Origin of the sequence: uncultured Muriicola sp. (assembly GCF_947258935.1) — a bacterium.
Taxonomy (GTDB): Bacteria; Bacteroidota; Bacteroidia; order Flavobacteriales; family Flavobacteriaceae; genus Muriicola.
In genome coordinates this window covers 1-23376 of record NZ_CAMYKH010000031.1, presented here as the reverse complement: position 1 = coordinate 23376, position 23376 = coordinate 1, and the positions used below count along the sequence as shown (strand labels likewise).

Sequence of the window (23376 nt, the reverse complement as noted above, 5' to 3'; positions counted from 1 at the left end):
GAGGACGTACAAATCACTGGGGAAGAATTTCGCTTCGTTTTGGCCCAAAGGATTTTAAGCATAAGGATGTAGATGGTTTGGGAGACAACTGGCCCATTGGATATGAAGATGTTAAACCTTATTACGATAAAGTAGATAAGCTCATTGGAGTATTCGGAACCAATGAAGGTCTGCCTAATGATCCGGACGGATTTTTCCTTCCCCCGCCAAAACCAAGACTTCATGAGCTATTCTATATCAAAGGTGCCAGGCAATTGAATATTCCTGTGATCCCTTCACGTATGTCTATGCTCACCAAAAAGATCAATAATGATAGAGGGGTTTGTTTCTATTGCGGACAGTGTTCCAGAGCATGCCAGGTCTATGCCGATTTTTCATCGGGCTCTTGTCTGATCTTCCCTGCGCAGAAGAGTGGCGGCCAAATAGATCTCTATGTAAATTCTGTGGTTCGTGAAGTCACTACCAATGAGGAAGGTAAGGCAACCGGGGTGTCCTATATTAATAAGGATGACAGAAAAGAATATAAATTAAAAGGCAAAGTGGTTGTATTGGCTGCCTCGGCATGCAGTTCGGCCCGTATCCTCCTTAATTCCAAAAGTATGAACCGGAAGATGTACAATGAAGATGGGGTAGGAGGAATGCATGTGTATACGCCATGGTGGCTAGACAATAAGAACCTCGATTTCCCACGTGGATACCATATTGAAGTATGGGGAGGTATAGGTATGCCCAACTACGGCTTTGGCTTTAACCCCAATGATTTCAATAAATTCTTTGGCTTGCCAACCGGGGGATACGGGGCCGGCTTAAGAGAAGATGTAAAAAAATACTACGGTTCTGTCATTGGCTTTGGAGGTAGAGGAGAAGCTATTGCCAGAGAAGATAATTATTGTGAAATAGATCCAACCACGGTTGATGAATTTGGGATCCCCGTTTTGCGCTTTAATTATAAATGGTCCGATTATGAGCGAAATCAGGCGAAGCATATGCAAAGCACTTTTGAAGAACTTATACATGGAATGGGTGGAGAGCCACTTGGAGATACGCCTACCAAGGAACAAGATTACGGCTTGCTGAATCCCGGACAGATCATACATGAAGTAGGAACAACCCGTATGGGAGATGATACTAAGAGATCGGTCGTAAACCGTTACCAGCAATTGCACGATGTAGACAATGTGTTTATTACGGATGCAGGTCCGTTTGTTTCGCAGGCCGATAAGAATTGTACGTGGACCATCCTGGCATTGTCCTGGCGGGCGTCGGACTATATCGTGGAACAACTAAAACAACAAAACATCTAAGTTATGGATAGAAGAAAGAGTATAAAATCAATTCTGCTTGGAACCGTTGCGGGCGGACTTGTTATACACGGATGCAAGCCGGGAGAAGAAAATGCGGAAGACTTAAAGGGCCTGATAGCAGACAACAAGTTTTTTGGCAGAACTCCGGAAGAACTGGAAGAAATTGCGAAGCTAAATGCCGAACAATTTCTGAATCCGCACGAATTGGAGACCATTGAGGTGCTCAGTAATTTGATCTTACCTCCTAATGAAAATGGCGGGCCAACAGAAGCAGGAGTTCCTGAATTTGTGGAGTTTATGGCAAAGGATATTCCTGAGCTTCAAACAACATTACGTGGCGGACTCATGTGGCTAGATCATAAAAGCAATACAGAATTCGGAACCGAGTTTAAGATCACTCCCGAAGCATCCCAAAAAGAGATATTGGATGCCATCGCTTTTTACGATACAAAGATCCCTATGGATGACCATCCCCTGGAGGTTCAATTCTTTAATTTGATGCGTAACTTAACCCTTACCGGGTACTACACCTCTAAAGTAGGAATAGAAGACCTTGGATATAAAGGAAACATGCCCAATATTTGGGATGGAGTACCCCAGGAAGTGCTAGATCAGCATGGCATGGCATATGATGAGGAATGGTTAGCCAAATGTGTGGATCAGAGTAAACGTGGCGAAATTGCCGTTTGGGACGATCAGGGAAATTTACTCACTTAGAAATTTGAAGACTTAGAAAAGATCAATTTATCAGTATATAACTATGAAATTCACTAGGACATTTATTGCATTACTCGCATTTTCATTTCTTACTCTGCCAGAAGTGCAGGCCCAGGAAGTGGGGATACAGTTGTACAGCCTAAGAAATCAATTTAAAAAAGATGTGGAAGGTACACTCAAAACGATTCATGACTGGGGCATTACCAAAGTTGAAGGCAGAGACACTTATGGGCTGCCTTTGGATGAGTTTCTGACCTTACTTAAAAAGTACGATCTGGAAGTGGTGAGTTTAGATGTTTCATTTGAAGAATTGGCCGATGATCCGGAAGCCGTGGCCAAAAAGGCAAAAGCATATGGGGCCTCCTATGTAATGTGCCCCTGGATCCCTCATAAGGGTGATGATTTTACCATTGAAGACACCAAAAAGGCTGTTGAGGTCTTTAATAAAGCCGGGGAAGTTCTGGACAGGGACAATATTATATTGACCTATCATGCGCATGGGTATGAATTCAGACCCTATGGATCTGGTACTCTGTTCGATTATATGTCTGAAAATGCGGAGGACTTTTACTTTGAAATGGATGTGTACTGGTTTCAGCACGGTGGTGCAGATCCTATGGAGTATTTAAATAAATACCCAGATCAGTTCGTTTTGATGCACTTAAAGGATATGGAAAAGGGAATTAAAGGAGACAATACAGGTCATGGGGATGTAGAAACCAACGTGGTGCTGGGTGCCGGACAAATTGCTATGGCCGAACTTGTGGCCAAGGCGAAAGAATTGGGGATAGAATATATGTTTATTGAGGACGAATCTTCCAGGGTTGTGGAACAAGTTCCAAAAAGCCTTGCCTTCCTAAAAAGTTTGGAGGATCAGTAAAACCAGGCATTTGCAGATAACTTAGTTATTTTTTATTGCCACTCCTACCATAGAATCTGCTGTTCCATAATATAGGAACCATTGATTTTTATAGTACACCAGGCCTTCTATAAAGGTGGTTCCTGCTGCGTACTGGCCGCTGGTCTCATGAGGCAAACTTGGGCAAATAAACGGTTCTGGTAATCGCTTTAATAACTTTGCCGGATTCTCCTTACTAAATAAGACCTGGCCTCCGCAATAAGTGTTCTCTGCAACCATGGTACCGGCATCCGGACCACTTAGGTTCTTCCCATTATAAAGAAGCAAAATGCCATCATCCGTATATATTGCCGGTGGTCCTGGTTCTACCAGATGGCTGTCAAAATCCTTCAGGGTAGGTTCAAAGACATGGAGGAGTTCCCCATTTTCGTCTAACAGAGGATCCCAATGGATTCCGTCTGTTGATTTTGCCAGGTTTACAAATAACTCTCCCCAGTACATCCAGTACTGATCCATGATCTTTTTAGCGATAAGTCGACCGTTTACCAACTCGGTTACTACGGATCCTGATTTGCTCCAGGTATCAAGAAATTTTCCATTGTAGGCCCTTTCAAACACAGGTCCTTCTTTGGTCCAATTTCTGAGATCATCAGAGGTAGCAGCCGAAAGTCTGGCTACATCTTTATTCCAGCTGGTATACATCATTAGATAAGAACCATCTGGCAGCTCAACAACCCTGGGATCTTCAACACCTCCGGGATGATCCCATTTTGCAAAAGCATCATTATCCGGAAAGAGTACAGGATCGGGTAATTTGTCAAAGTTAATTCCATCGGTGCTGTAAGCCAGACCAATTCTTGAGGTCCTTCCTCCCAATATGGCAGCAGGATTGTCTTCTGCTCTGAACAAAAGGAAAATGGTATCATTGCGCACTATGGCACCCGGATTAAAGACGTCTGCTTTTTGCCATTGTACTACTTGCTGATCTATGGGATTTAAAAATATAGCCGCACTATCTGCTTGCATAATAGGGTTGGTTGCGGGCTTTTCAAATCCCAGTAACCACGGTTGCTGTGCTGTTGAACAAGAGTTAGTAAGGAAAGCGAGGATCAGGAACAATGCTGGGAGACTTCTCATGGTTACTTTTTAGATTAGTTTATTGGCTGAGGCAGCCTTCCTGTTGTATTTTTGAGACAGGAATCCCACACTCTTTGAAAGATACAGCTTTTTAAGATTATCCTTACTTTTAAAACCGTATTAGATAGTATTTAATAATAAAATATAGCATTGAAAAAATTACCGTTTCTACTAGTTATTGTTTTTATCATCTGGAGTTGCAGGGAGAAAGTAAAGGAGTCGGCTGCAGAACAAGCATCGCAGTCGGAGGAAGTAGTTCAGGATTCGGTTATCCCCGAGGCATCTAAGCCACTTCCTTCACTTGATGTTGTATCGGATACTACCTTTATCAGACTGGCAGATTTCAGTGAGGATTTTGCCTATGAATTACGGTATGCCACTGAAAACAATTTTTTAAAGACCAAAGTATACGATTGTGCGGAGTGTTATACAAGAAGTAAAACAGCTAAAGCATTAATAGCAGCTAACAATATATTTAAGGAAAAAGGGTTTCGCATCAGATTTTTTGATTGCTACAGACCCAATTCAGTGCAATATAAGATGTGGGAGATCTTTCCCAACCCACAGTATGTGGCAGATCCTGTAAAAGGATCTATCCATAATAAGGGTGGTGCAGTAGACATTACCCTGGAAACCCTGGATGGCATAGCATTGAATATGGGTACTGATTTTGACTATTTCGGGAGAGAGGCACATCATGATCATTTGCAATTACCAGATGAGGTGTTGCGAAATAGGGCTTTGCTGAAAGAAGTCATGGAGGCCCATGGGTTCTGGTCTATCCGAACAGAATGGTGGCATTATAATCTTGGTGCTGCTACGAATGACCCGGTGGCCAATTTTAAGTGGACCTGCCCTTAGGGGAATTTTATTTTATGGCATTGTATAAGGATGCGTTCTCCTGTGCAATCTGTTGTAAAGAACAAATACTCATCTCCTCCGTCCAAAATTTTGTGTTGTTTTCGCAGTTGAGCGACGGTTACCGGGAAATTCCTTGTTGTGATATTAGCCTTTTTGTTCTTAAAAGCCTTCATATTCTTTTTGTTGTAAGGAATGACCTTTAGGATCTCAAAAGTCCGTCCCGGGAATTCCATACGGGTATTAGCCGTGTATAGATGGGAATGTTCCTGCAGTTTATTTAATCCCAGGGTGGCGCCCAGTACCTTAAAGCCACCCGATTTAAGCAGGGCAGCGTTAGGTTCATATAAATAACGCAAAGGCACTGAGAAATCGCTCATAGTGTGCTTTTCCTTTTGCCAATAAAAGTTGAACACTTCATCGCCCGTGTTAGTAATGTTAATCGTTTTAATATGGAGATCCTCGGGAGCGGGAGAATTCTTTAGAATCCAAAGTAATTCTTTTACCTCATTATTAACGGCTACTACGTGAATCTCGTGCACATGTTGCAATTCAATAATTCCGGCCGTAATATCGAGCAGGGGAGAGGTCTTAAGCAGTAGATGATTAGTGCGTGAAAAAATACGATCTAGGTGGAGGGATATGTTTGGGGTACAGTCTTCAAGTTTATAGACCTTATTTTTGGAGACATCTCGTCTACTGGGATCCACATAGATCCAATCGAATCTCAGATCAGTGCTTTGCAGGAATTCTATCCCATCACTACAATGAGTTTCCATATTGTCAACTCCTAAGATTGAACTGTTATGAGATACAATTTGGCATAATTCCTTGTCCCATTCAAAATGGTAAACCCGTGCTATTTTCTGACTAAAAAAATAAGCATCAACTCCAAAGCCACCAGTCAGATCTGCAAGGGTTTTTCCATCCACCAGAGTGGCCTTATACCGGGCAGTTATTTCCGAGGAGGTTTGTGCTATATGTAACTTATTGGGGTAGTAAATCCCTGGTGTATTAAACCAGGTTGGCAACTTGGATTGGGCCTTTTTCTTACTCTCGATCTGCTGAACAAGTTCTTTTTGTGAAATATCCTTAAAACGGGGTTTAGAAAGCATAACTGACAGGATGTCAGCATTCAAATAATTTTCTATAAATACTTGTACACCAGTATTTAGTATATTTTTATTCAAACTAATACTATAAGTTTTCAGTGATTTGTTTTACGATCTTATTATCGGATAAAAATTCCTTTAAAATCACTTTTATGGCGGTATAACCGGGCACTGCCACTATCAAGCCAAGCACACCAAATAGTATACCGGCAATTATTATAACCAGAAAAATTTCGAGGGGATGCGACCTCACACTATTGGAAAAAATAATAGGCTGTGAAAAGAAATTATCGATCAGTTGGCCAAACACAAAACCGATAAAAACATAGCCGGTATTTGGTAAAACAACAGACGTAAAGTCGGCACCAAGATTGGAGGTCATAGACAGGACAATCATGAACACAGCACCGATGATCGGACCCACATATGGAATGACATTGAACAGGGCACAAAGGAAAGCGATCAATATAGCATTTGGGATTCCTGCAAGCAGCAAGACAATGGTATAAATAACAAACAAGATCAGGATCTGAAATAATAATCCAACGAAATAACGCGATAGTAAGCTATTGATCTTTTCAATAGACTTACTCATACCAATTTCCTTGTCATCAGGAACAAAGGCGAGCAGGCCTCTTTGTAAGAGCGAAGAATCTTTAAGAAAGAAAAAAGAGATGAACAATACCGAAAAAAGACCTATGCCTGCGGCACTCAGGGTATTTACAAATGAGTTAAGAAAATTTGGAATAAAGCCGATATCGAATCCTTGTACAATATTCCTTTCAAATGCCGTGCCTTTGATAATATCGTTAAACTGTTCTGGTGAGGCACCAAAATAGAGAGTGATCTTCTGATACAGCGTAATGAATTTAGTTCTAAGATCTTCTATATTCAATAGAGATAAATTGGCAGCTTGTTCGTTAATCAGTGGGAAGAACAGGGCAATGATACCTGCAAGAATGCCTACCATCAACACCATAGTAACAACCACAGCCAAGGTATTTGGAAATTTAATTCTGCGTCTAAGAAATAGGACCACTGGTCTTCCGATAAGGGCAACCACCGCAGCCATAGACAAATAAGCCAGGACAGATCTAATTTCATACAGGAAATAAAAAAGAACTGCAAGACCCACCAGGATCCCCACGGCTCTCAGAATCCCATTTGATACTATTTTTGAGTTCATAAATTAATTTTTGAAGGCATATTGAATAATGTTTGCGCCCATTTGGAGGGCTTTTTGTCTTACTTCTTCAGGATCATTATGAACTTCCGGATCTTCCCAACCATCTCCCAGATCGCTCTCATATGTAAACAGGAGGATCAAACGGTCTTCATTAAAAATACCAAAGGCCTGAGGTCTTTTCCCATCGTGCTCATGGATCTTGGGCAGACCATCCGGAAACTGAAATTTCTGAGAGAAAATAGGGTGGTCAGGACCCAATTCTTCCATTTCTTTATCTGGAAAGACTTTTTTTAGTTCCTTTCTGAGATAAGGCTCCATCCCATAATTGTCATCTATGTGGAGGAAACCACCGGCCAGGAGATAGGTTCTTATATTCAGAGCCTCTTCATTTGAGAAAAAGACATTACCGTGCCCGGTCATATGAATAAAGGGATATTGAAAAAGTCCTGTACTGCCTGCTTCTACAGTCTGAGGTTTAGAATTAATTTCAGTGCGAATGGTTTTATTACAAAAACGGATAAGATTAGGAAGTGCTGTAGGGTTAGAATACCAATCGCCACCCCCCTTGTATTTAAGAACTGCTATTTCTTGCGCCTGCGTAGGAAGAGATGCCATCAAGGTGATAAGAAGTAAAAGCATGGTACGTTGCAACATAGAATATCGACCTAATTATTGATCCAAATGTACGTAATATCAATTTTACATAAGCAGCATCTTACGCTATGCATAGTCTTAAAGTTATAACAACTTTAACGGCTGTTAAAGACTGCTACGGTAGTGCAGGCGTAGATGGCGGCTGTTTCTGTGCGTAATCTGCTTTCTCCCAGAGAAACGGGCAAGAAGCCATTCTCATAGGCCTGGTCTACCTCTCCCTCAGTAAAGTCGCCTTCCGGCCCTATCAAAATGGTAATTGGCTTGTCTGGGGCAATACGTCGCTTTAATTCCATTTTTTCTCCTTCATGACAATGAGCGATGAATAAAATACCAGCGTGCTTTTTTTTCAGATACTCCGTAAAAGTGATCGGCGTATGTAGCACAGGTAGAAAGGTTCTGAGGGATTGTTTCATAGCCCCTTGAATAACTTTCTGCAGGCGATCCATTTTCAATGTTTTGCGTTCAGACCTGCTACAAATAATGGGTGTTATCTCGTTTACTCCTATCTCTGTAGCTTTTTCCAGGAACCATTCGAACCTATCATTACTTTTCGGTGGAGCCACCGCCATATGCAGAGAATGCATTTTTGCATGTCTTTTCTGGGCAGAAACCACCATTGCGGTAGTATGTTTAGGATCTACATTGACCAATGATGCCACAAACAACCAACCTTTTCCATTGGTAACATGAAATTCATCACCTTTCTTTTTACGCAGCACTTTTAAAAGATGCTTGCTTTCGTCTGCCTGAAGGGTGAATTCTTTGGTTGTCTTTGAGATCTCCGGATTGTAAAATAATTGCATATTCTTTCTGTATTCAAAGTGTTAATTTGCGACGAGCATGTTCTATGCCTAGCTCTATCCAATGCTGAAGCATTTCCTCTGTTTCCAGACCTTCAGGTGTCACATATATAAATTCTTTCATCGGTTTATTTGTAAAATCCATTGGTTGCACATGTTGGTTTTCTAGCGCCTGCTCCATTTTCTCAGAAACTACACGCACCATGAGCTTTTCTTTCATAACCCCTATGGTCATTTTTCCCTTTAACAAGAAGGCTAATCCACCAAACATTTTTTTCTCTGTTATATATGAGTGTATAGAAGTTGGATACAACTTCAGAGAAATACGAATTCGTTGCGCGAGAAGTTCATCGAATGCCATGATCTGGTAATAAATAATATAGGTGAATTTCCGGAAATAAAGGTATGAGATTTTTGTAAACTTTGATAGAATAGATTACAAAAGTCCTGGAGACAACTACTCCAATTCAAATAAATTTTAAGGAATTATATAACGTGCCTTTGCCGTGACGCTCTGATCGGTAAAATTATCATCAAGATACTTTAGATACCCTACGATCCCTATCATAGCTGCATTGTCTGTGCAATATTCAAATTTGGGAATAAAGGTTTTCCAGCCAAGGGATGTTTCAGCCTCTTTAAGGGCAGAACGTATTCCTGAATTGGCAGATACTCCGCCACCTATGGCCACTTGTTTTATACCCGTCTGTTTAACTGCTTTCTTTAATTTGTCCATTAGGATGCCAACTATGGTGTACTGAATGGAGGCACAAATATCTTCTTTGTGCTGTTCTATAAAATTGGGATCTTTCGCAACTTCCTTCTGAATAAAATATAGAATACTGGTCTTTAGGCCACTAAAACTAAAATCGAGGCCTTTCACCTTTGGCCTGGGAAATTTGTAGGCCTTAGGGTTACCTACCTGAGCAAATTTGTCAACCAAAGGTCCACCGGGATAGGGCAGTCCCAGGATCTTTGCTGATTTGTCAAAGGCCTCACCAACTGCATCATCCAGGGTTTCTCCCAGGATCTCCATATCAAAATAATTACGTACCAGGACAATTTGTGTATGACCACCACTGATGGTTAATGCGAGAAAAGGAAATGTAGGTTTATCAAATCCTTTTTCCGAAATAAAATGAGCCAGAATATGGGCTTGCATATGATTTACTTCTATCAAAGGAATGCCAAGACCAAGCGCCATTGATTTGGCAAAAGAGGTGCCCACAAGTAAAGATCCCATAAGACCCGGACCCCTCGTAAAAGCTATGGCTGATAGCTGATTTTTATCGATATTTGCATTGGCTAGTGCCTGATGGATCACGGGAACAATATTTTGTTGATGAGCTCTGGAGGCTAATTCTGGAACTACACCACCAAATTCCTCGTGTATTTTTTGGGTAGCAACCACATTGCTAAGCGTAGTATCATTGCATAAAACAGCTGCTGAAGTATCATCGCAAGAAGATTCGATGGCGAGTAGGTATATATTTTGTTTTTTCACCTAGCTTTGGAATAATTATTGGTCGTACAAAGGTAAATCATAAAGCCCTATCAAAAAACTTAGAAAAATACTGATAAGAGTGCTCCTGGCAGTATTGCTTATAGTGGTTCTTGGCTCCATTGTATTGTCCTTACCTTATGTTCAAACCAAATTGGCAAACTATGCTACCAGCTCCATTAACAAGGAGTATGGAACCAATATCAACATAGACAAGCTACGTGTTTCATTGATCTCATGGGATACATCTCTCAAAGGAATTTTTATTCAGGATTACAAACAAGACACCCTTTTCTATATCAATGAACTTACCACCTCTATTTTAAGTATTCGTAATTTAATTGGGGGCAGTCTTGAATTTGGGGATATTGAGGTAGATCAATTAAACTTTAAGTTAAAGACCTATAAAGGAGAAACGAACACCAATCTTGACGTATTCGTAGAAAAATTAGACGATCATAAGCCAAGAGATCCTGAGACTCCGCCATTTTATTTTACATCCTCAGACGTATCTATTGAGAATAGTAAATTCCGAATGATCAATGAAAATCTTGAAACTGCGGAAACTTTAGATTTTCGTGACTTGAATTTAAACGCGTCCGATTTTCAAATTTTAGGCCCGGAGGTTACTACCAACATCGACGCATTATCACTTAGTAGTAAAAGTGGAATAGAACTTAGTAAACTGGCCACTTCTTTTAAGTACACCAAACAACAAATGAGATTTGATTCCCTGGACATCCAAACACCGAGATCGCATCTTATTGGCAATCTGGTATTTGATTACAACAGGGAAGACCTCTCTGACTTTCTCAACAAAGTGAATATCACAGCGGTTTTTCAGGATTCAAAGGTATCTCTGGATGATGTTAATATTCTAAGCAAACAGTTTGGCGAAAAAAAGGAAGTGCTATTTTCAGCTTCCATGAATGGAGTCCTAAATGATCTCAATGTGAACGAAGTGTTTCTGACTACCGAAAATACAGGGATCAGGGGCGATTTTAATTTCAAAAATCTGTTTACAAAGGATGATCCTTTTTTATTACAGGCGGGCATTAAGAATATTACCACCAGTTATTATGAATTAAGATCCTTGATGCCGGAAGTACTGGGCACCTCTATTCCTAATTTCTTTTCAAAATTAGGGCAATTCACCGTACGTGGTGATGCCTCTATTACCGAATCTTCTGTAGATACCAGAGTGAACATTAACAGTAGTATTGGAAGTAGTTATGTAGATCTTAGCCTTACCGATGTGAACAACATAGACAATGCAAAATACAAAGGCTTTGTATCACTTATAGATTTTAACCTGGGCAAGTTTGTGAACGATGATAATCTGGGAATTACCTCCCTGGATGTAAACGTGGAAGGACAGGGTTTTGCCAAGAATAAATTGAATACAGAGGTTGTTGGGCAAGTGTATAGTCTTCAATTCAATAAGTATGACTATAAAGATGTCAGTGTTTCGGGGATCCTGAAGGACCAATTGTTCGATGGATCTTTGGTGAGTAAGGACGCCAACTTCAATCTGGACTTTAAGGGATTGGCCGATTTTGGCGGTACGGTTAATAATTTTAATTTCAATGCCTCCGTAGCCTATGCCGACCTTAAGAAATTAAATTTTATAAATGATAGTGTCTCTATTTTTAAAGGAGATGTTATCATGAATGTCTCAGGAAGTACCCTGGATGATGTAGTTGGAAACATCACTTTTAGCAGTACGAACTATCAAAACATCAATAACACCTATTTTTTTGAAGACTTCAATGTGGTTTCCTCTTTTAGCCAGGACTCTATTAGGAGTATAGAAATAAACTCCCCGGATATTATCACCGGCTTTATGAGAGGCAAGTTCAAAGTAAATGAATTAGACAAGCTTCTTCGGAATTCCATTGGAAGTATATATACCAATTACAAACCATTTGATATTTCCGAAGGGCAGTCGCTCGATTTTAATTTTAAGATCTATAATAAAATTGTGGAGGTATTTTTTCCGGAAGTGGCTTTTGATCCAAACACCTTTATCCGCGGCAATATTGTTTCAGATGAAGGCGATTTTAAACTAAATTTCAAATCGCCCAGGATCGCGGCCTTTGAAAATGTATTTGATAGTATTGATGTAAAGATCGATAATAAGAATCCGCTTTTTAACACCTATGTTTCCATAAAGGATGTATCTACCGTGTACTATGATGTACAAGACTTTAGTCTTATCAATACCACATTGACGGACACACTTTTTTTCAGGACCGAATTTAAAGGAGGTAAAGAGTTTAATGACATTTTCAACCTTAATTTCTACCATACTTTTAATACACAAAATAGGTCGGTCATAGGTCTTAAAAGGTCCGATATAAACATTAAAGGAAATACATGGATCCTAAATAAAGACGGGGATCAGAAAAACAAGGTGATCGTTAACCGGACGTTAGATAGTATTCAGATTCAGGAGATCGTCATGAACAATGACGACAGGGAACAGATCCGATTAAGAGGAGAGTTGGCAGATTCTACCTATAAAGATCTTCAACTCGATTTTAAGATCGTTTCACTGAGCAAGATCGCACCTGAAATTGACAGTCTAAAATTAAAAGGTGAGATCAACGGAACATTGAATATTTTACAAAAGGATGATATTTATCTCCCAAGCTGTAACCTGGAGATCTCAGATTTTGGGGTGAACGATATTACCTTAGGCGAATTAACAATAGGGATCGTTGGTAACCGAGATCTTACTGAATACGTGGTCAATTCTCAGATAGCTGATCAGGGCATAGAAAAGTTTAGTCTGCTTGGCAATTTTGACAATAGGGATGATGTGCCCAATGCAGATCTCATGGCTAATTTCAGTAATTTTAATTTGGAACCTTTTAGTCCGCTTGGTGAAGGGGTAATAACAAATATCAGAGGGCTTCTGAATGGAACCGCTCAAATTAAAGGAGACCTTAGAAATCCGGATATAAGTGGATTGCTGACCCTCAACGAAGCAGGGATCGCCATACCATATTTGAATGTAGACTATGCATTTGGACCAAATTCTACCGTAAGGTTATTCAATCAGACCTTTGATTTTCAGAATATTCAGTTAACGGATGTTACCATGAATACGAATGCTTTCTTAGATGGAACCATTAAGCATCAATTTTGGGATGATTGGAGTTTGGATCTGGACGTGAATACCAATAACAATCGTTTTTTAATTTTAAACACGCCTTTCGAAGAAGAGATCTTGTATTACGGTACAGGTTTCCTCAATGGACAGGGGAGGATCTTTGGACCCACTAAAGCACTTACTATTAAAGTGAATGGAGCTACAGCGCCCGGAACTTCATTAAAGATACCACTTAGTGATGTGGCCTCAGTAGGGGATTATTCCTTTATTAATTTTATTGAGAAACAAGACCAACAAACCTTTGAAGTAGAAAGAACTCTGAAGGATTATGAGGGATTGGAATTAAACTTCGACCTCGATGTTACTCCAGATGCCGAGGTGGAGATCGTTGTAGATCAAAAGACAGGAAGTTCTCTTAAAGGCACAGGAGAGGGAATCTTGCTCATTGAGATCAATACGAATGGTAAATTTAATATGTTCGGTGATTTTGTAGTGGTTACCGGGACCTATAATTATCGCTTTGGAGGAGTGATCGATAAATCATTTACCGTTAAGCCCGGAGGTAGTATTGTATGGGATGGTACACCTCTTGCCGCTCAGCTTGACATGGAAGCTGTTTACTCACTAAATGCCAATCCGGCACCTTTATTGGACAACGCCGGAGTAACCAGAAGAATTCCAGCTGATGTTGTAGTAAAACTAACCGGAGAGTTAGAGAGACCTACGATCGATTTTAAAATAGAATTCCCGGGTACAAGTTCTATTGTGAAGTCAGAATTAGAATACAAACTTCAGGATCCAACTGTAGAAGAGCGAAACGCCTTTTTCCTCCTGGCTCAGGGGACCTTTGTAGACGAAGGCAGCGGACTTAATCAACAGGCCGTAACCGGGAATTTGATACAAACGGCTTCTGGCCTCGTCAATTCATTACTGGGTGGGGGCAATGATAAGTTCGATTTTGGATTTTCGTTGGAACAAGGAACCTTGGATCCAAGTCAGGTTCAAACCGAGAACAGATTAGGGGTAACAGTTTCTACGAGGATCAGTGACAGGGTATTGTTTAATGGCCGGTTTGGAGTTCCGGTTGGTGGGGTAAGTGAAACTGTAGTGGCGGGTGATGTTGAGGTTCAGGTTTTACTAAATGAAGAAGGTACACTGCGAGCAAAGATCTTCAACAGAGAAAATGAGATCCAACAGTTCCTGGCAGATCAAACGGGATATACGCAGGGGATAGGACTTTCATATGAAGTAGACTTTAGTACGTTTAGCCAACTGCTTAAAAAAGTATTTAGTCCGAATAAAGTAGATGATTCGTCAACTGCAAACCCCAGAAAAGTGAGAAGTACCATGGGGAAGGACAGTCTGGTGAAATTCTATCAAAAACCAAAAAATTTGCCAGTAAATCAAAAATAACGGGCATTGATTTTCCACCTAAAACAAGATCCCAAATAGTGAGGTAACGAATGAGATCGGTTGAGAATAAAAGAAAAGACTCTGGATATACAGAGCCTTTTCTTATTCAAAATAAATCTTAAGCAATGGTGATTTTTTTGTCCAGGTAAACATCCTGGATGGTATTCAAAAGCGATACTCCCTCGTTCATAGGTTTTTGAAAGGCCTTTCGCCCTGATATTAATCCCATACCACCAGCGCGCTTGTTAATTATTGCTGTTTTTACAGCTTGTGCCAAGTCGTTTTCTCCTGAAGAACCTCCTGAATTGATTAATCCGGCTCTTCCCATCAGACAATTGGCAACTTGGTAACGTGTGAGGTCTATAGGATGCTCAGAAGTTAATTCTGAATATACTTTCTCATGAGTTTTAGCGAAATTTATGGCTGTGAATCCTCCATTGTTTTCGGCTTGTTTTTGTTTTACGATGTCGGCCTGTATGGTAGAAGCCAAATAGTTCGCCTGTCCGGTTAAATCTGCTGAAACGTGGTAATCCGTTCCGTGTGTCTTAAAAGCAGGATTTCGAAGATAGGCCCATAATACAGTGACCATTCCCAACTCATGAGCGTATGCAAAAGCTTCTGTCACTTCTTGGATTTGTCGTGTACTTTCCGGGGATCCATAATATATGGTAGCACCCACAGCAACGCAACCCATATCAAAGGCCTGGTCAACACTGGCAAACATGATCTGATCAAATTTGTTTGGATAGGTAAGTAGCTCATTGTGGTTTAATTTCAAAATGAAAGGAATCTTGTGGGAATATTTTCTGGCTACGGTGCCCAGTACTCCTAAAGTGGAAGCTACGGCATTACAACCACCTTCAATAGCCAGTTCTACTATTTTTTCCGGATCAAAATAGATGGGATTGGGCGCAAAGGATGCTCCTGCTGTATGTTCAATACCTTGGTCAACGGGTAAAATGGATACATATCCCGATTTTCCCAAACGTCCTGAATTAAACAAAGTTTGCATGTTTCTTAGGACGATGGGATTTCTATCGGACGGGCTCATTACCCGTTCAACAAAATCTGCCCCGGGAAGATGAATTTGGTTTTTGCTAATAGTTTTACAGTCATGACCGAGTAAATATTCGGCATCTTTTCCTAGAAGTTTTTCAATGTTTATGGACATATGGCAAAGTTTTAGATGAATATATAAAGATACGTCGAAAAGGCCTTTTATTAAGATTTTCGCACACTTTTTATACCCAAAACCGGTGTTTTTCTCCCGTTATTTTATTACTTTAACGAACCTTGTTTTCGCAAGGTTTTTTTGTGAATCATTAAAGCATTTGGAGTATGGCTAACATAAAAAAAATTAAAGGCACTATTGGCATTCTAACTGGTGGGGGAGATGTTCCAGGACTTAACCCTGCCATAAGGGCTGTAACTTTCCGGGCAATTCGCGAGGGATACCGGGTACTAGGCTTTAAAAGAGGATGGGCAGGTGTAATTGATATTGTGAGGAATAAGAAGTATGACAATAGCAATAATTTCGCTGAACTTTCAAAAGCTGTTGTCAATAAAGCGGCAAGAACTGGGGGTACCTTTTTGCACACTTCCAGAACGCGTCCCAGTCATGTGGCAAAAGATATGGTGCCAAAGCATCTCAGGGATAGTTATGATAAGGAAATGAACGACCTTACTCCTGAGGTTATCAAAAACCTCGATTGGCTTGGTGTAGATTATCTAATTCCAATAGGAGGTGATGACACCTTGAGTTATGGTGTACACCTCTTTAAAAAAGGCATAAAAGTAATGGCTATTCCAAAGACTATGGACAATGATGTTCCTGGTACGGATTATTGCATTGGCTTTAGCACCTGTGTTACCAGAACTATCAGCCTAACCAATAGCCTCAGGACAGCTGCAGGCTCACATGAAAGATTTCTGGTTCTGGAGGTATTTGGGCGTTATGCTGGCTTTACGGCCATGTTACCTACACTTGCCGGAGCAGCACATCGATGCTTAATTCCGGAAGTACCATTCAATATAGATCAGCTTGCGGAGTTACTTACCAAAGATCGAAATGATAATCCCAGTAACTATTCTATTGTGCTGGTTTCTGAAGGGGCTACTTTTGAGGGAGGTAAAATGACGTTTGAAGGAATGGAAAAAGATGCTTTTGGACATGCCAAACTGGGAGGTATTGGTGATGAGGTTTCCCTGGCATTAAAACGGGTGTCCCCAAAGTACAATGATGGGCAGGTGGTAAATGTCATAAATCAGAAATTGGGTTACCTGGTGCGGTGCGGTGATCCGGATTTTATTGATTCCGTTGTTCCCACTGCATATGGAAATCTTGCGTTGGACCTGATCCTTAAAGGAATTGATGGGCGAATGGTAGTACTAAAGAATGGCCGGTATGATCATGTCCCAATTGAAGTGGTTACAGATTCTAAGAAATTTGTAAACGTGGATAAATACTACAACCGGGAGAAGTTGCACCCATTCTACAAGAATTTTGAAATGCTGCCACTGTTTATTATGACCAACGATTAAAGGAGAATTTAGGATATCGGTAATTCCCGAAAATTGTATTCAGACCGGACCTCGTCTTTTGTCGGTCTAAACTTAAGAGGGTAGCCGTATTTTTTGAAGTGATATTATTAACATTTGGAATCAATTTTATTACGAAATCGATTTCGGGCTGCGATTTTGGCAAATAAAGAAGAATGCTAATTCATTTTATCCCAAAGTTTGCTAGCTTTGCATTTCTAATTTTTCTAATGGGGTCTAAAATAAAAAAGATTGCAGTTTTCACATCAGGAGGCGATTCCCCAGGGATGAATGCAGCCATAAGATCTGTAGTTCGGACATGCGCATACGTAAAAGTCGATTGTATCGGAATTTATCGGGGCTATGAAGGAATGATCGAAGGGGATTTTGTTCCGTTAAATGCAAGAAGCGTCAATAATATTATCAATAAAGGGGGAACTTTTTTAAAGTCTGCCCGCTGCTCTGAATTTAGAACTATAGAAGGTAGGAAAAAGGCCTATGACCAGCTCAAGCGTGAAGGTGTGGATGCCATGGTGGTCATTGGAGGAGATGGTAGTCTTGCAGGGGCAGAGGTTTTATATAATGAATACAACATCCCATTCACCGGAATTCCAGGAACCATTGATAACGATATCTTTGGAACACGTTGTACATTAGGATTCGATACGGCTTTGAACACCGTTGTAGAGGCTATAGACAAGATCCGTGACACGGCCAGTTCACACCATAGGTTATTTTTTGTGGAAGTAATGGGAAGAGATGTAGGGCACATTGCCCTTAATGCAGGTATTGGTGGTGGTGCGGAGGAAATATTAATTCCGGAAGAAGATCTTGGACTAGAGCGTTTATTAGATTCCTTAAAGCGCAGTAAAGCCAGAGGGAAGTCGTCTAGTATTGTGGTCGTGGCTGAGGGAGACCGTACGACAGGAAAGAATGTTTATGAACTCAAGGAATATGTCGAAAAAAACTTACCGGTTTATGATGTTAGGGTTTGTGTTCTGGGCCATATGCAGCGAGGAGGTTCACCAACCTGTTTTGACAGAGTTCTGGCAAGCCGGATGGGTGTTAGGGCAGTTGAAGCATTGTTAGAAGGCAAGACCAATTTAATGGTAGGTATACGAGATAACACTATTATTCTTACACCAGTTAGTGAGGCCATTAATGGGAAAACCAAAATAGACAGGGATCTTATCAGGGTTTCTGATATCATGACTTTATAGGAATTAATTAAAAACTTAGAAAATGGCAACATTAAAAATTGGAATTAACGGATTTGGAAGAATTGGAAGGCTGGTATTTAGGATTATAGCTAATAGAGATGGTGTAGAGGTAGTAGCGATCAATGACCTGCTCGATGTGGAACACCTGGCCTATCTTTTAAAATATGACTCTGTTCATGGGCGTTTCGACGGAACCGTTACCGTAAAGGATGGAAACTTAATAGTCAATGGTAAGACTATCAGAATAACAGCAGAAAGAGATCCAAAGAGTATTAAATGGGATGCCGTAGGAGCAGAAATAGTAGCAGAGTGTACAGGTATCTTTACAACCTTGGAAACTGCTCAGTACCACATAGACGGAGGGGCAAAGAAAGTAGTTATTTCTGCACCTTCTAAAGATGCACCTATGTTTGTTATGGGTGTTAACCATAAAGATGTAAAAGCCAGTGATAAGATCGTTTCTAACGCATCTTGTACCACCAACTGTTTGGCACCACTTGCCAAAGTATTGAATGATTCATTTGGTATTGAAGAGGCGCTGATGACTACTGTACATGCTACAACAGCAACGCAATTAACCGTAGATGGTCCTTCTAAAAAGGACTGGAGAGGCGGTAGAAGTGCTATGTTGAACATTATTCCTGCTTCTACAGGTGCGGCCAAGGCAGTAACTAAGGTGATTCCTGAATTAGAAGGGAAGATTACCGGAATGGCATTCAGAGTACCAACTGCTGACGTTTCTGTGGTTGACCTTACAGTTAAGCTTAAAAAAGACACTTCCTATGAAGGGATAAAAAAAGCATTTAAAACTGCTTCTGAAGGATCATTAAAAGGGATCTTGGGATATACTGAAGAATCTGTGGTTTCACAAGATTTTATTGGGGATCCAAGAACTAGTATCTTCGATGCAGGCGCGGGGATAGAACTAAACTCTAAATTCTTCAAAGTGGTGTCATGGTACGATAATGAGGCAGGATATTCCAGCAAATTAGTAGACCTGGCCCAATATGTCCATTCCCTTTAGTAACAATATATAGAAACCATTGAAATCCTTGAGATAAGTAAAATTTGCTTATTTTAAGGATTTCTTTTTTTAAGCGCATTCATATGATTTTAATAGTTGATAGTGGAGCCACTAAGGCCGATTGGATTGCCCTGGATGACAAAGGAGAAGAAGTCTTTATGACACAGACACTGGGATTAAGTCCTGAGGTTCTAACCAGAGAAGTAATTGAAGACCGTCTCGCTAATAACTTTGAACTTTCCAAGAACAGGGATAAGGTAAAGCATCTTCATTTTTATGGTGCTGGTTGTGGGACCAACCGGATGAAAAAATTCTTAAAGAACATTTTTAAATCCTTCTTTAAAAATGCGAAGGCCGAAGTAAGGGAAGATACATATGCGGCCATATACTCTACAACCAAAATTGGTCATCAGGGCATCGTTTGTATTTTAGGGACAGGTTCTAATTGCAGCTATTACGACGGGCACCAACTTTTTCAGAAAGTGACCTCGTTGGGATATATCCCCATGGATGACGGCAGTGGTAATTTCTTTGGTCGGAAACTAATTCGTGATTATTACTTTCATAAAATGCCGCAGGTGCTGGGTCATAAATTTGCCAGTGAGTACAATTTAGATGCAGATGTCATAAAGGAGAATCTCTACAAACAACCCAATCCTAATACGTATTTAGCAACTTTTGCCCGTTTCTTGATTGAAAATAAAGATCATCCCTACTGTAAGGGTGTGATAGATAAGGGATTGCAACAATTTGTGAATAATTACATTATGCAATTTGAACTGGCCACCAAGGTTCCTATCCATTTTGTAGGGAGTATTGCCTATTTCCTGCGCGAGGAATTAAAAGCTGTATTAGAGCGCAATGACCTGGTAGCCGGTGTTATCAGGCAACGACCCATAGATGGCCTGGTAGAATTTCACAAGCAAACTATCTAACTGCGATCATTGAGATCTCTACATTGACAAACTTAGGAAGATTGGCTACTTCCACTGTTTCTCTCGCCGGAGCTGTAGCTGGGTCAAAATAAGATCCATATACTTCATTAATACTGGCAAACTGATTCATGTCCTTTACAAAGATGGAGGCTTTAACTACCTGGCCAAATCCCATACTCGCCTTCAATAAGATAGCCTTTAGATTTTCCATACATTGTTTTGTTTCAGCCTTAATATCACCTGAAATAAGTTCTCCAGAATTTGGATCCATTGGGATCTGCCCTGAAATAAAAAGAGTGTTTCCTGCCATAACAGCTTGATTATAAGGCCCTATAGGGGCAGGAGCCTTGGAGGTGTGAATGATCTTTCTGCTGCTCATAGTGGTATGATTTATAAAATAGTTATCGCCTTGTGCGTTGACTCCTGTTCTCCCATTTAAGATCCTGAAGAATGGAACTTTTGATACCAATAAAGAAGTACCATCGTTCAAAATTACCAAATGGTGTCCAGTTAAAACGCATATTAAAACTTTTCAGATCGCGTTCAAAACGCAACTGAGTTACAGTAAATCCTTTGTTTTTTATATCATACCCCGATGACACACCTACCTTCCAGCGTGGTGACAACTCAATATTCCCGGAAAACATAAGGGAATGATTAGAGAATTCGTTCTGCCTGTTACTATTGCTATAGGTAGCGGCATACTGTAAATTAAGGTCCCATGGGATCTTAGTACCATATCTGGGAATTTCAACATCATCCGGGTCCCTGTCCTTAAAACTACTCTCATTTAAATTATCGGCGGTTCCAAAGAGATCATCTGTGCGGCCGCCACTAGATTCTATGTAATTCTGCCCGTTATAGGGGTCTTCTTCCTCTTCTTTGCCATCTTCCTTGGGTTCAAAGTCTTTGCTACTTATCTTATAACTAATATTTGCCCGTGCATTTGTTAATCTGAATAGACTCCCACCATTTTTACTGTTAAAGGTATTGATACGTCTGCCGTTGTTATCAATAGCATAGGGATCCAGGCTGGCACCGAAGTTGACGGACATCTTATTTTTAAAGATATTGGTACCCCCGCTTATACTCACCGGACTTATTTTTAGGGAGTCGGCTTCAAAGTTGTACCCAGAAGACAAATTAAAGCTATTGAGGAGTTGTATTTTCTTTGGTTCAGTGGCCGTAGAATCCTTATCTTTTACTTTGGCCTCCAATGTATTTTGTAAAGAAAAGGTCATGGCATTAGACTTCCCCAGGCTCGGACTTCCGTAAATGGTATTTTGGAAGCGGGAATACTGAACAATGGCCCCGGTGGTCTCGTTGAGGTATTCATCGTAATACTGCTCAAAAGAAGGGGCATATCCATAACTAACAGTAGGACGCATTACATGTCTAATGGCCTGAAATTTCTTATCCTCACCAAAGGTAAATGTTCCATACAGGGTTGTTCCTACACTTGCACTAAAGTTATACTTGTTAAACCGATCGAAACCGCTAATGGTATCGGTTACTACTGTCTGTGTATCGGGATCAAAGCGCTTACCATAGGTTTCCAGCGTCCAGATATCTTCATAGTTTCCGCCCATCGTAACACTAAAATGTTTTGCCACCTTAAAATTGGTACTGATAGGGATGCGGTGCCTGGCGCCCACTTTGGCATCATCGAACATCTTCGCCGTTAAAAAGTCCTCGTCATTGGTACGAATACTATTTCGGCCATTAAGGTCATATTGGAAATTAACATTCTGTATGGCACCTTTCTTAATTCCTTCTCTTTTTGCAAACGGAAAAACCCGTTCCATACTCGCTTGCAATGTGGGCAGGGTTACATCTACTATATCAGTATTGGTATTTTGGTTATGAGTAGCCGTAAGACTCATATTTACCGATGGATAGGCCGGGAAGGTCTTAGAATAGGAAATAGAGGAAGATAAATTGTTGGTCTGAGTCAATGCCAGGTTCTGCTGTAAAAGGGAATTCCTGAAATATTGACTGCTCCCCAGGTTAACGGAGGCCGATAATCTGGAATTAGGATTGGCCTTGGGATCCTGTGAATGGGAGATCTGAATGTTATAAATTGTCCCCCGGCTGTAATCATCAAATCCCTTCTGACTTACTATCTGATTTTCATATCTGAAATTAACATTCCCCCTGTAACGGTAGCGTTTTGTGTAGACAGATTGACCTCTAAAACCATAACTGCCGTTGGTATAAAGATCTCCGGTTAAGGTTAGATCCACATAATCATTAATAGGAACGTAATATCCGGCATTCTGTAGAAAGTACCCTCGATCCGGATCATTGCCAAAAGTGGGCATCATAATCCCTGCAGTTCTGCCTACTGTTAAGGGAAAGTAGGCAAAAGGTAGCGCAATTGGCGTTGGTACATCAACTATGTACAGATTACTGAATCCGGCGATCACTTTTTTCTTGGGAACAAACTTTGCCTTACGCACCCGTATATAATAGTCCGGGTCTATAGTATCCTTGGAAGTAGTTAGCTTTCCTTCGCTCAAGAAATAAACAGAATCGTTCTCTTTCTTTGTTTTTTCAGCATATACCTTCATCGCATCACTCCCCAACTGGCCCAAACCTGCCTGTTGTTCCGTCCTTGAATTCCAAATGACCGCTTTTTGTGTATCAAAATTAAAACGAATAGAGTCCGGAATCACAACATTCTCTCCTTGTTTAAAATAAGGTAGCTGGGAATAATTTCCTAGGGAATCCTTAATTCGACCGGCATAAACTTCATTTTTTATGTAGTCCATAATAATGATCCCGGCTTTTAATTCGGTATCCTGATAGTAGATCTCAGCCTCATTGTATAAATATATCTTTTGATCTTTCTGGCTTAATTTTACGTAATCTTTGGCCTTGTATTGTATCTTATCAAGGAGCATGGAAGGCTTTTTCGGAACAGAATCAGCTCGTATAGAATCTGTCCTTACAGTGTCTGTCACAAGGGTCTGTGGAAGGGCAGGGGCTTTAATAGAATCTTGC

General features: G+C 40.5%; 19 protein-coding genes. 9 read left to right on the top strand and 10 right to left on the bottom strand.

Features of this window, described 5'->3' with window-relative positions; all coding sequences use genetic code 11:
* The 3 genes from Q0X72_RS07350 to Q0X72_RS07340 form a co-directional block, all read left to right on the top strand.
* On the top strand, positions 1-1304 hold a 1304-nt coding region (locus Q0X72_RS07350), incomplete at its 5' end, for a GMC family oxidoreductase (protein WP_297763496.1).
* Positions 1305-1307: 3 nt separating this feature from the next.
* Positions 1308-2021, top strand: coding sequence for a gluconate 2-dehydrogenase subunit 3 family protein (locus Q0X72_RS07345; protein WP_297763493.1), 714 nt, complete (start codon positions 1308-1310; stop codon positions 2019-2021).
* 43 nt (positions 2022-2064) lie between these two features.
* Complete coding sequence (locus tag Q0X72_RS07340) at positions 2065-2901, top strand: sugar phosphate isomerase/epimerase (RefSeq protein WP_297763490.1); 837 nt, start codon at positions 2065-2067, stop codon at positions 2899-2901.
* Between the two features lie 21 nt (positions 2902-2922).
* Here Q0X72_RS07340 and Q0X72_RS07335 read toward each other — a convergent pair whose 3' ends face one another.
* A complete protein-coding gene (locus Q0X72_RS07335) occupies positions 2923-4017 on the bottom strand; it encodes a glycoside hydrolase family 130 protein (protein WP_297763487.1) in 1095 nt (364 codons plus the stop codon).
* Between the two features lie 150 nt (positions 4018-4167).
* Between Q0X72_RS07335 and Q0X72_RS07330 the strand changes: the two genes are divergently transcribed.
* On the top strand, positions 4168-4878 hold the full coding sequence (locus Q0X72_RS07330) for a M15 family metallopeptidase (protein WP_297763485.1): 711 nt from the start codon (positions 4168-4170) through the stop codon (positions 4876-4878).
* Here Q0X72_RS07330 and Q0X72_RS07325 read toward each other — a convergent pair.
* From Q0X72_RS07325 to tsaD, 6 genes are all read right to left on the bottom strand, one after another.
* Positions 4875-5990 (bottom strand): class I SAM-dependent methyltransferase, encoded by a 1116-nt coding sequence (locus Q0X72_RS07325; RefSeq protein WP_367180428.1) that lies wholly within the window; start codon positions 5988-5990, stop codon positions 4875-4877. The two genes, Q0X72_RS07330 and Q0X72_RS07325, sit on opposite strands and share 4 nt — an antisense overlap.
* 82 nt (positions 5991-6072) lie before the next feature.
* Positions 6073-7173: an AI-2E family transporter gene (locus Q0X72_RS07320; RefSeq protein ID WP_297763480.1), complete on the bottom strand. Its 1101-nt coding sequence runs from the start codon at positions 7171-7173 to the stop codon at positions 6073-6075.
* Between the two features lie 3 nt (positions 7174-7176).
* Complete coding sequence (locus Q0X72_RS07315; protein ID WP_297763477.1) at positions 7177-7827, bottom strand: DUF4159 domain-containing protein; 651 nt, start codon at positions 7825-7827, stop codon at positions 7177-7179.
* Positions 7828-7922: 95 nt separating this feature from the next.
* Positions 7923-8630: a 16S rRNA (uracil(1498)-N(3))-methyltransferase gene (locus Q0X72_RS07310; protein WP_297763474.1), complete on the bottom strand. Its 708-nt coding sequence runs from the start codon at positions 8628-8630 to the stop codon at positions 7923-7925.
* Between the two features lie 13 nt (positions 8631-8643).
* Positions 8644-8988 carry a TfoX/Sxy family protein gene (locus Q0X72_RS07305; RefSeq protein ID WP_297763471.1) on the bottom strand — a complete coding sequence of 115 codons (345 nt, stop codon included), beginning with the start codon at positions 8986-8988 and terminating at the stop codon, positions 8644-8646.
* A gap of 117 nt (positions 8989-9105) precedes the next feature.
* On the bottom strand, positions 9106-10131 hold the full coding sequence (gene tsaD, locus Q0X72_RS07300) for a tRNA (adenosine(37)-N6)-threonylcarbamoyltransferase complex transferase subunit TsaD (protein WP_297763469.1): 1026 nt from the start codon (positions 10129-10131) through the stop codon (positions 9106-9108).
* A gap of 79 nt (positions 10132-10210) precedes the next feature.
* On the opposite strand from tsaD, the gene Q0X72_RS07295 reads away from it, so the two are divergent.
* Positions 10211-14656: a translocation/assembly module TamB domain-containing protein gene (locus Q0X72_RS07295; RefSeq protein WP_297763466.1), complete on the top strand. Its 4446-nt coding sequence runs from the start codon at positions 10211-10213 to the stop codon at positions 14654-14656.
* Between the two features lie 118 nt (positions 14657-14774).
* Here the strand turns inward: Q0X72_RS07295 and Q0X72_RS07290 are convergent, their stop codons facing one another.
* Positions 14775-15827, bottom strand: a complete 1053-nt coding sequence (locus Q0X72_RS07290; RefSeq protein ID WP_297763463.1) for a class I fructose-bisphosphate aldolase — start codon at positions 15825-15827, stop codon at positions 14775-14777.
* Between the two features lie 167 nt (positions 15828-15994).
* On the opposite strand from Q0X72_RS07290, the gene Q0X72_RS07285 reads away from it, so the two are divergent.
* The 4 genes from Q0X72_RS07285 to Q0X72_RS07270 all read left to right on the top strand — a co-directional run bounded on the left by Q0X72_RS07285 (position 15995) and on the right by Q0X72_RS07270 (position 20373).
* Positions 15995-17197 (top strand): 6-phosphofructokinase, encoded by a 1203-nt coding sequence (locus tag Q0X72_RS07285; RefSeq protein ID WP_297763460.1) that lies wholly within the window; start codon positions 15995-15997, stop codon positions 17195-17197.
* 227 nt (positions 17198-17424) lie between these two features.
* Complete coding sequence (gene pfkA, locus Q0X72_RS07280; protein WP_297763458.1) at positions 17425-18414, top strand: 6-phosphofructokinase; 990 nt, start codon at positions 17425-17427, stop codon at positions 18412-18414.
* Between the two features lie 22 nt (positions 18415-18436).
* A complete protein-coding gene (gene gap, locus Q0X72_RS07275) occupies positions 18437-19438 on the top strand; it encodes a type I glyceraldehyde-3-phosphate dehydrogenase (protein ID WP_297763455.1) in 1002 nt (333 codons plus the stop codon).
* A gap of 83 nt (positions 19439-19521) precedes the next feature.
* Positions 19522-20373: an N-acetylglucosamine kinase gene (locus Q0X72_RS07270; RefSeq protein ID WP_297763452.1), complete on the top strand. Its 852-nt coding sequence runs from the start codon at positions 19522-19524 to the stop codon at positions 20371-20373.
* On the opposite strand, the gene Q0X72_RS07265 is transcribed toward Q0X72_RS07270, so the two are convergent.
* Together Q0X72_RS07265 and Q0X72_RS07260 are read right to left on the bottom strand one after the other, a co-directional pair.
* The gene (locus tag Q0X72_RS07265; RefSeq protein ID WP_297763449.1) at positions 20366-20752 is read right to left on the bottom strand and encodes a RidA family protein; all 387 of its coding nucleotides are present in this window, start codon (positions 20750-20752) and stop codon (positions 20366-20368) included. The genes Q0X72_RS07270 and Q0X72_RS07265 overlap by 8 nt on opposite strands.
* A gap of 22 nt (positions 20753-20774) precedes the next feature.
* Positions 20775-23376 (bottom strand): putative LPS assembly protein LptD (locus Q0X72_RS07260; RefSeq protein WP_297763445.1); only part of this gene is annotated, 2602 nt, incomplete at its 5' end.

Excerpts from the sequence above, each read along its gene's own strand:
- Q0X72_RS07345 (WP_297763493.1), top strand. The coding sequence starts at position 1,308 with ATGGATAGAAGAAAGAGTATAAAATCAATTCTGCTTGGAACCGTTGCG.
- Q0X72_RS07340 (WP_297763490.1), top strand. The coding sequence starts at position 2,065 with ATGAAATTCACTAGGACATTTATTGCATTACTCGCATTTTCATTTCTT.
- Q0X72_RS07335 (WP_297763487.1), bottom strand. The coding sequence starts at position 4,017 with ATGAGAAGTCTCCCAGCATTGTTCCTGATCCTCGCTTTCCTTACTAAC.
- Q0X72_RS07325 (WP_367180428.1), bottom strand. The coding sequence starts at position 5,990 with ATGCTTTCTAAACCCCGTTTTAAGGATATTTCACAAAAAGAACTTGTT.
- Q0X72_RS07320 (WP_297763480.1), bottom strand. The coding sequence starts at position 7,173 with ATGAACTCAAAAATAGTATCAAATGGGATTCTGAGAGCCGTGGGGATC.
- Q0X72_RS07315 (WP_297763477.1), bottom strand. The coding sequence starts at position 7,827 with ATGTTGCAACGTACCATGCTTTTACTTCTTATCACCTTGATGGCATCT.
- Q0X72_RS07310 (WP_297763474.1), bottom strand. The coding sequence starts at position 8,630 with ATGCAATTATTTTACAATCCGGAGATCTCAAAGACAACCAAAGAATTC.
- Q0X72_RS07305 (WP_297763471.1), bottom strand. The coding sequence starts at position 8,988 with ATGGCATTCGATGAACTTCTCGCGCAACGAATTCGTATTTCTCTGAAG.
- Q0X72_RS07290 (WP_297763463.1), bottom strand. The coding sequence starts at position 15,827 with ATGTCCATAAACATTGAAAAACTTCTAGGAAAAGATGCCGAATATTTA.
- Q0X72_RS07285 (WP_297763460.1), top strand. The coding sequence starts at position 15,995 with ATGGCTAACATAAAAAAAATTAAAGGCACTATTGGCATTCTAACTGGT.
- pfkA (WP_297763458.1), top strand. The coding sequence starts at position 17,425 with ATGGGGTCTAAAATAAAAAAGATTGCAGTTTTCACATCAGGAGGCGAT.
- gap (WP_297763455.1), top strand. The coding sequence starts at position 18,437 with ATGGCAACATTAAAAATTGGAATTAACGGATTTGGAAGAATTGGAAGG.
- Q0X72_RS07270 (WP_297763452.1), top strand. The coding sequence starts at position 19,522 with ATGATTTTAATAGTTGATAGTGGAGCCACTAAGGCCGATTGGATTGCC.
- Q0X72_RS07265 (WP_297763449.1), bottom strand. The coding sequence starts at position 20,752 with ATGAGCAGCAGAAAGATCATTCACACCTCCAAGGCTCCTGCCCCTATA.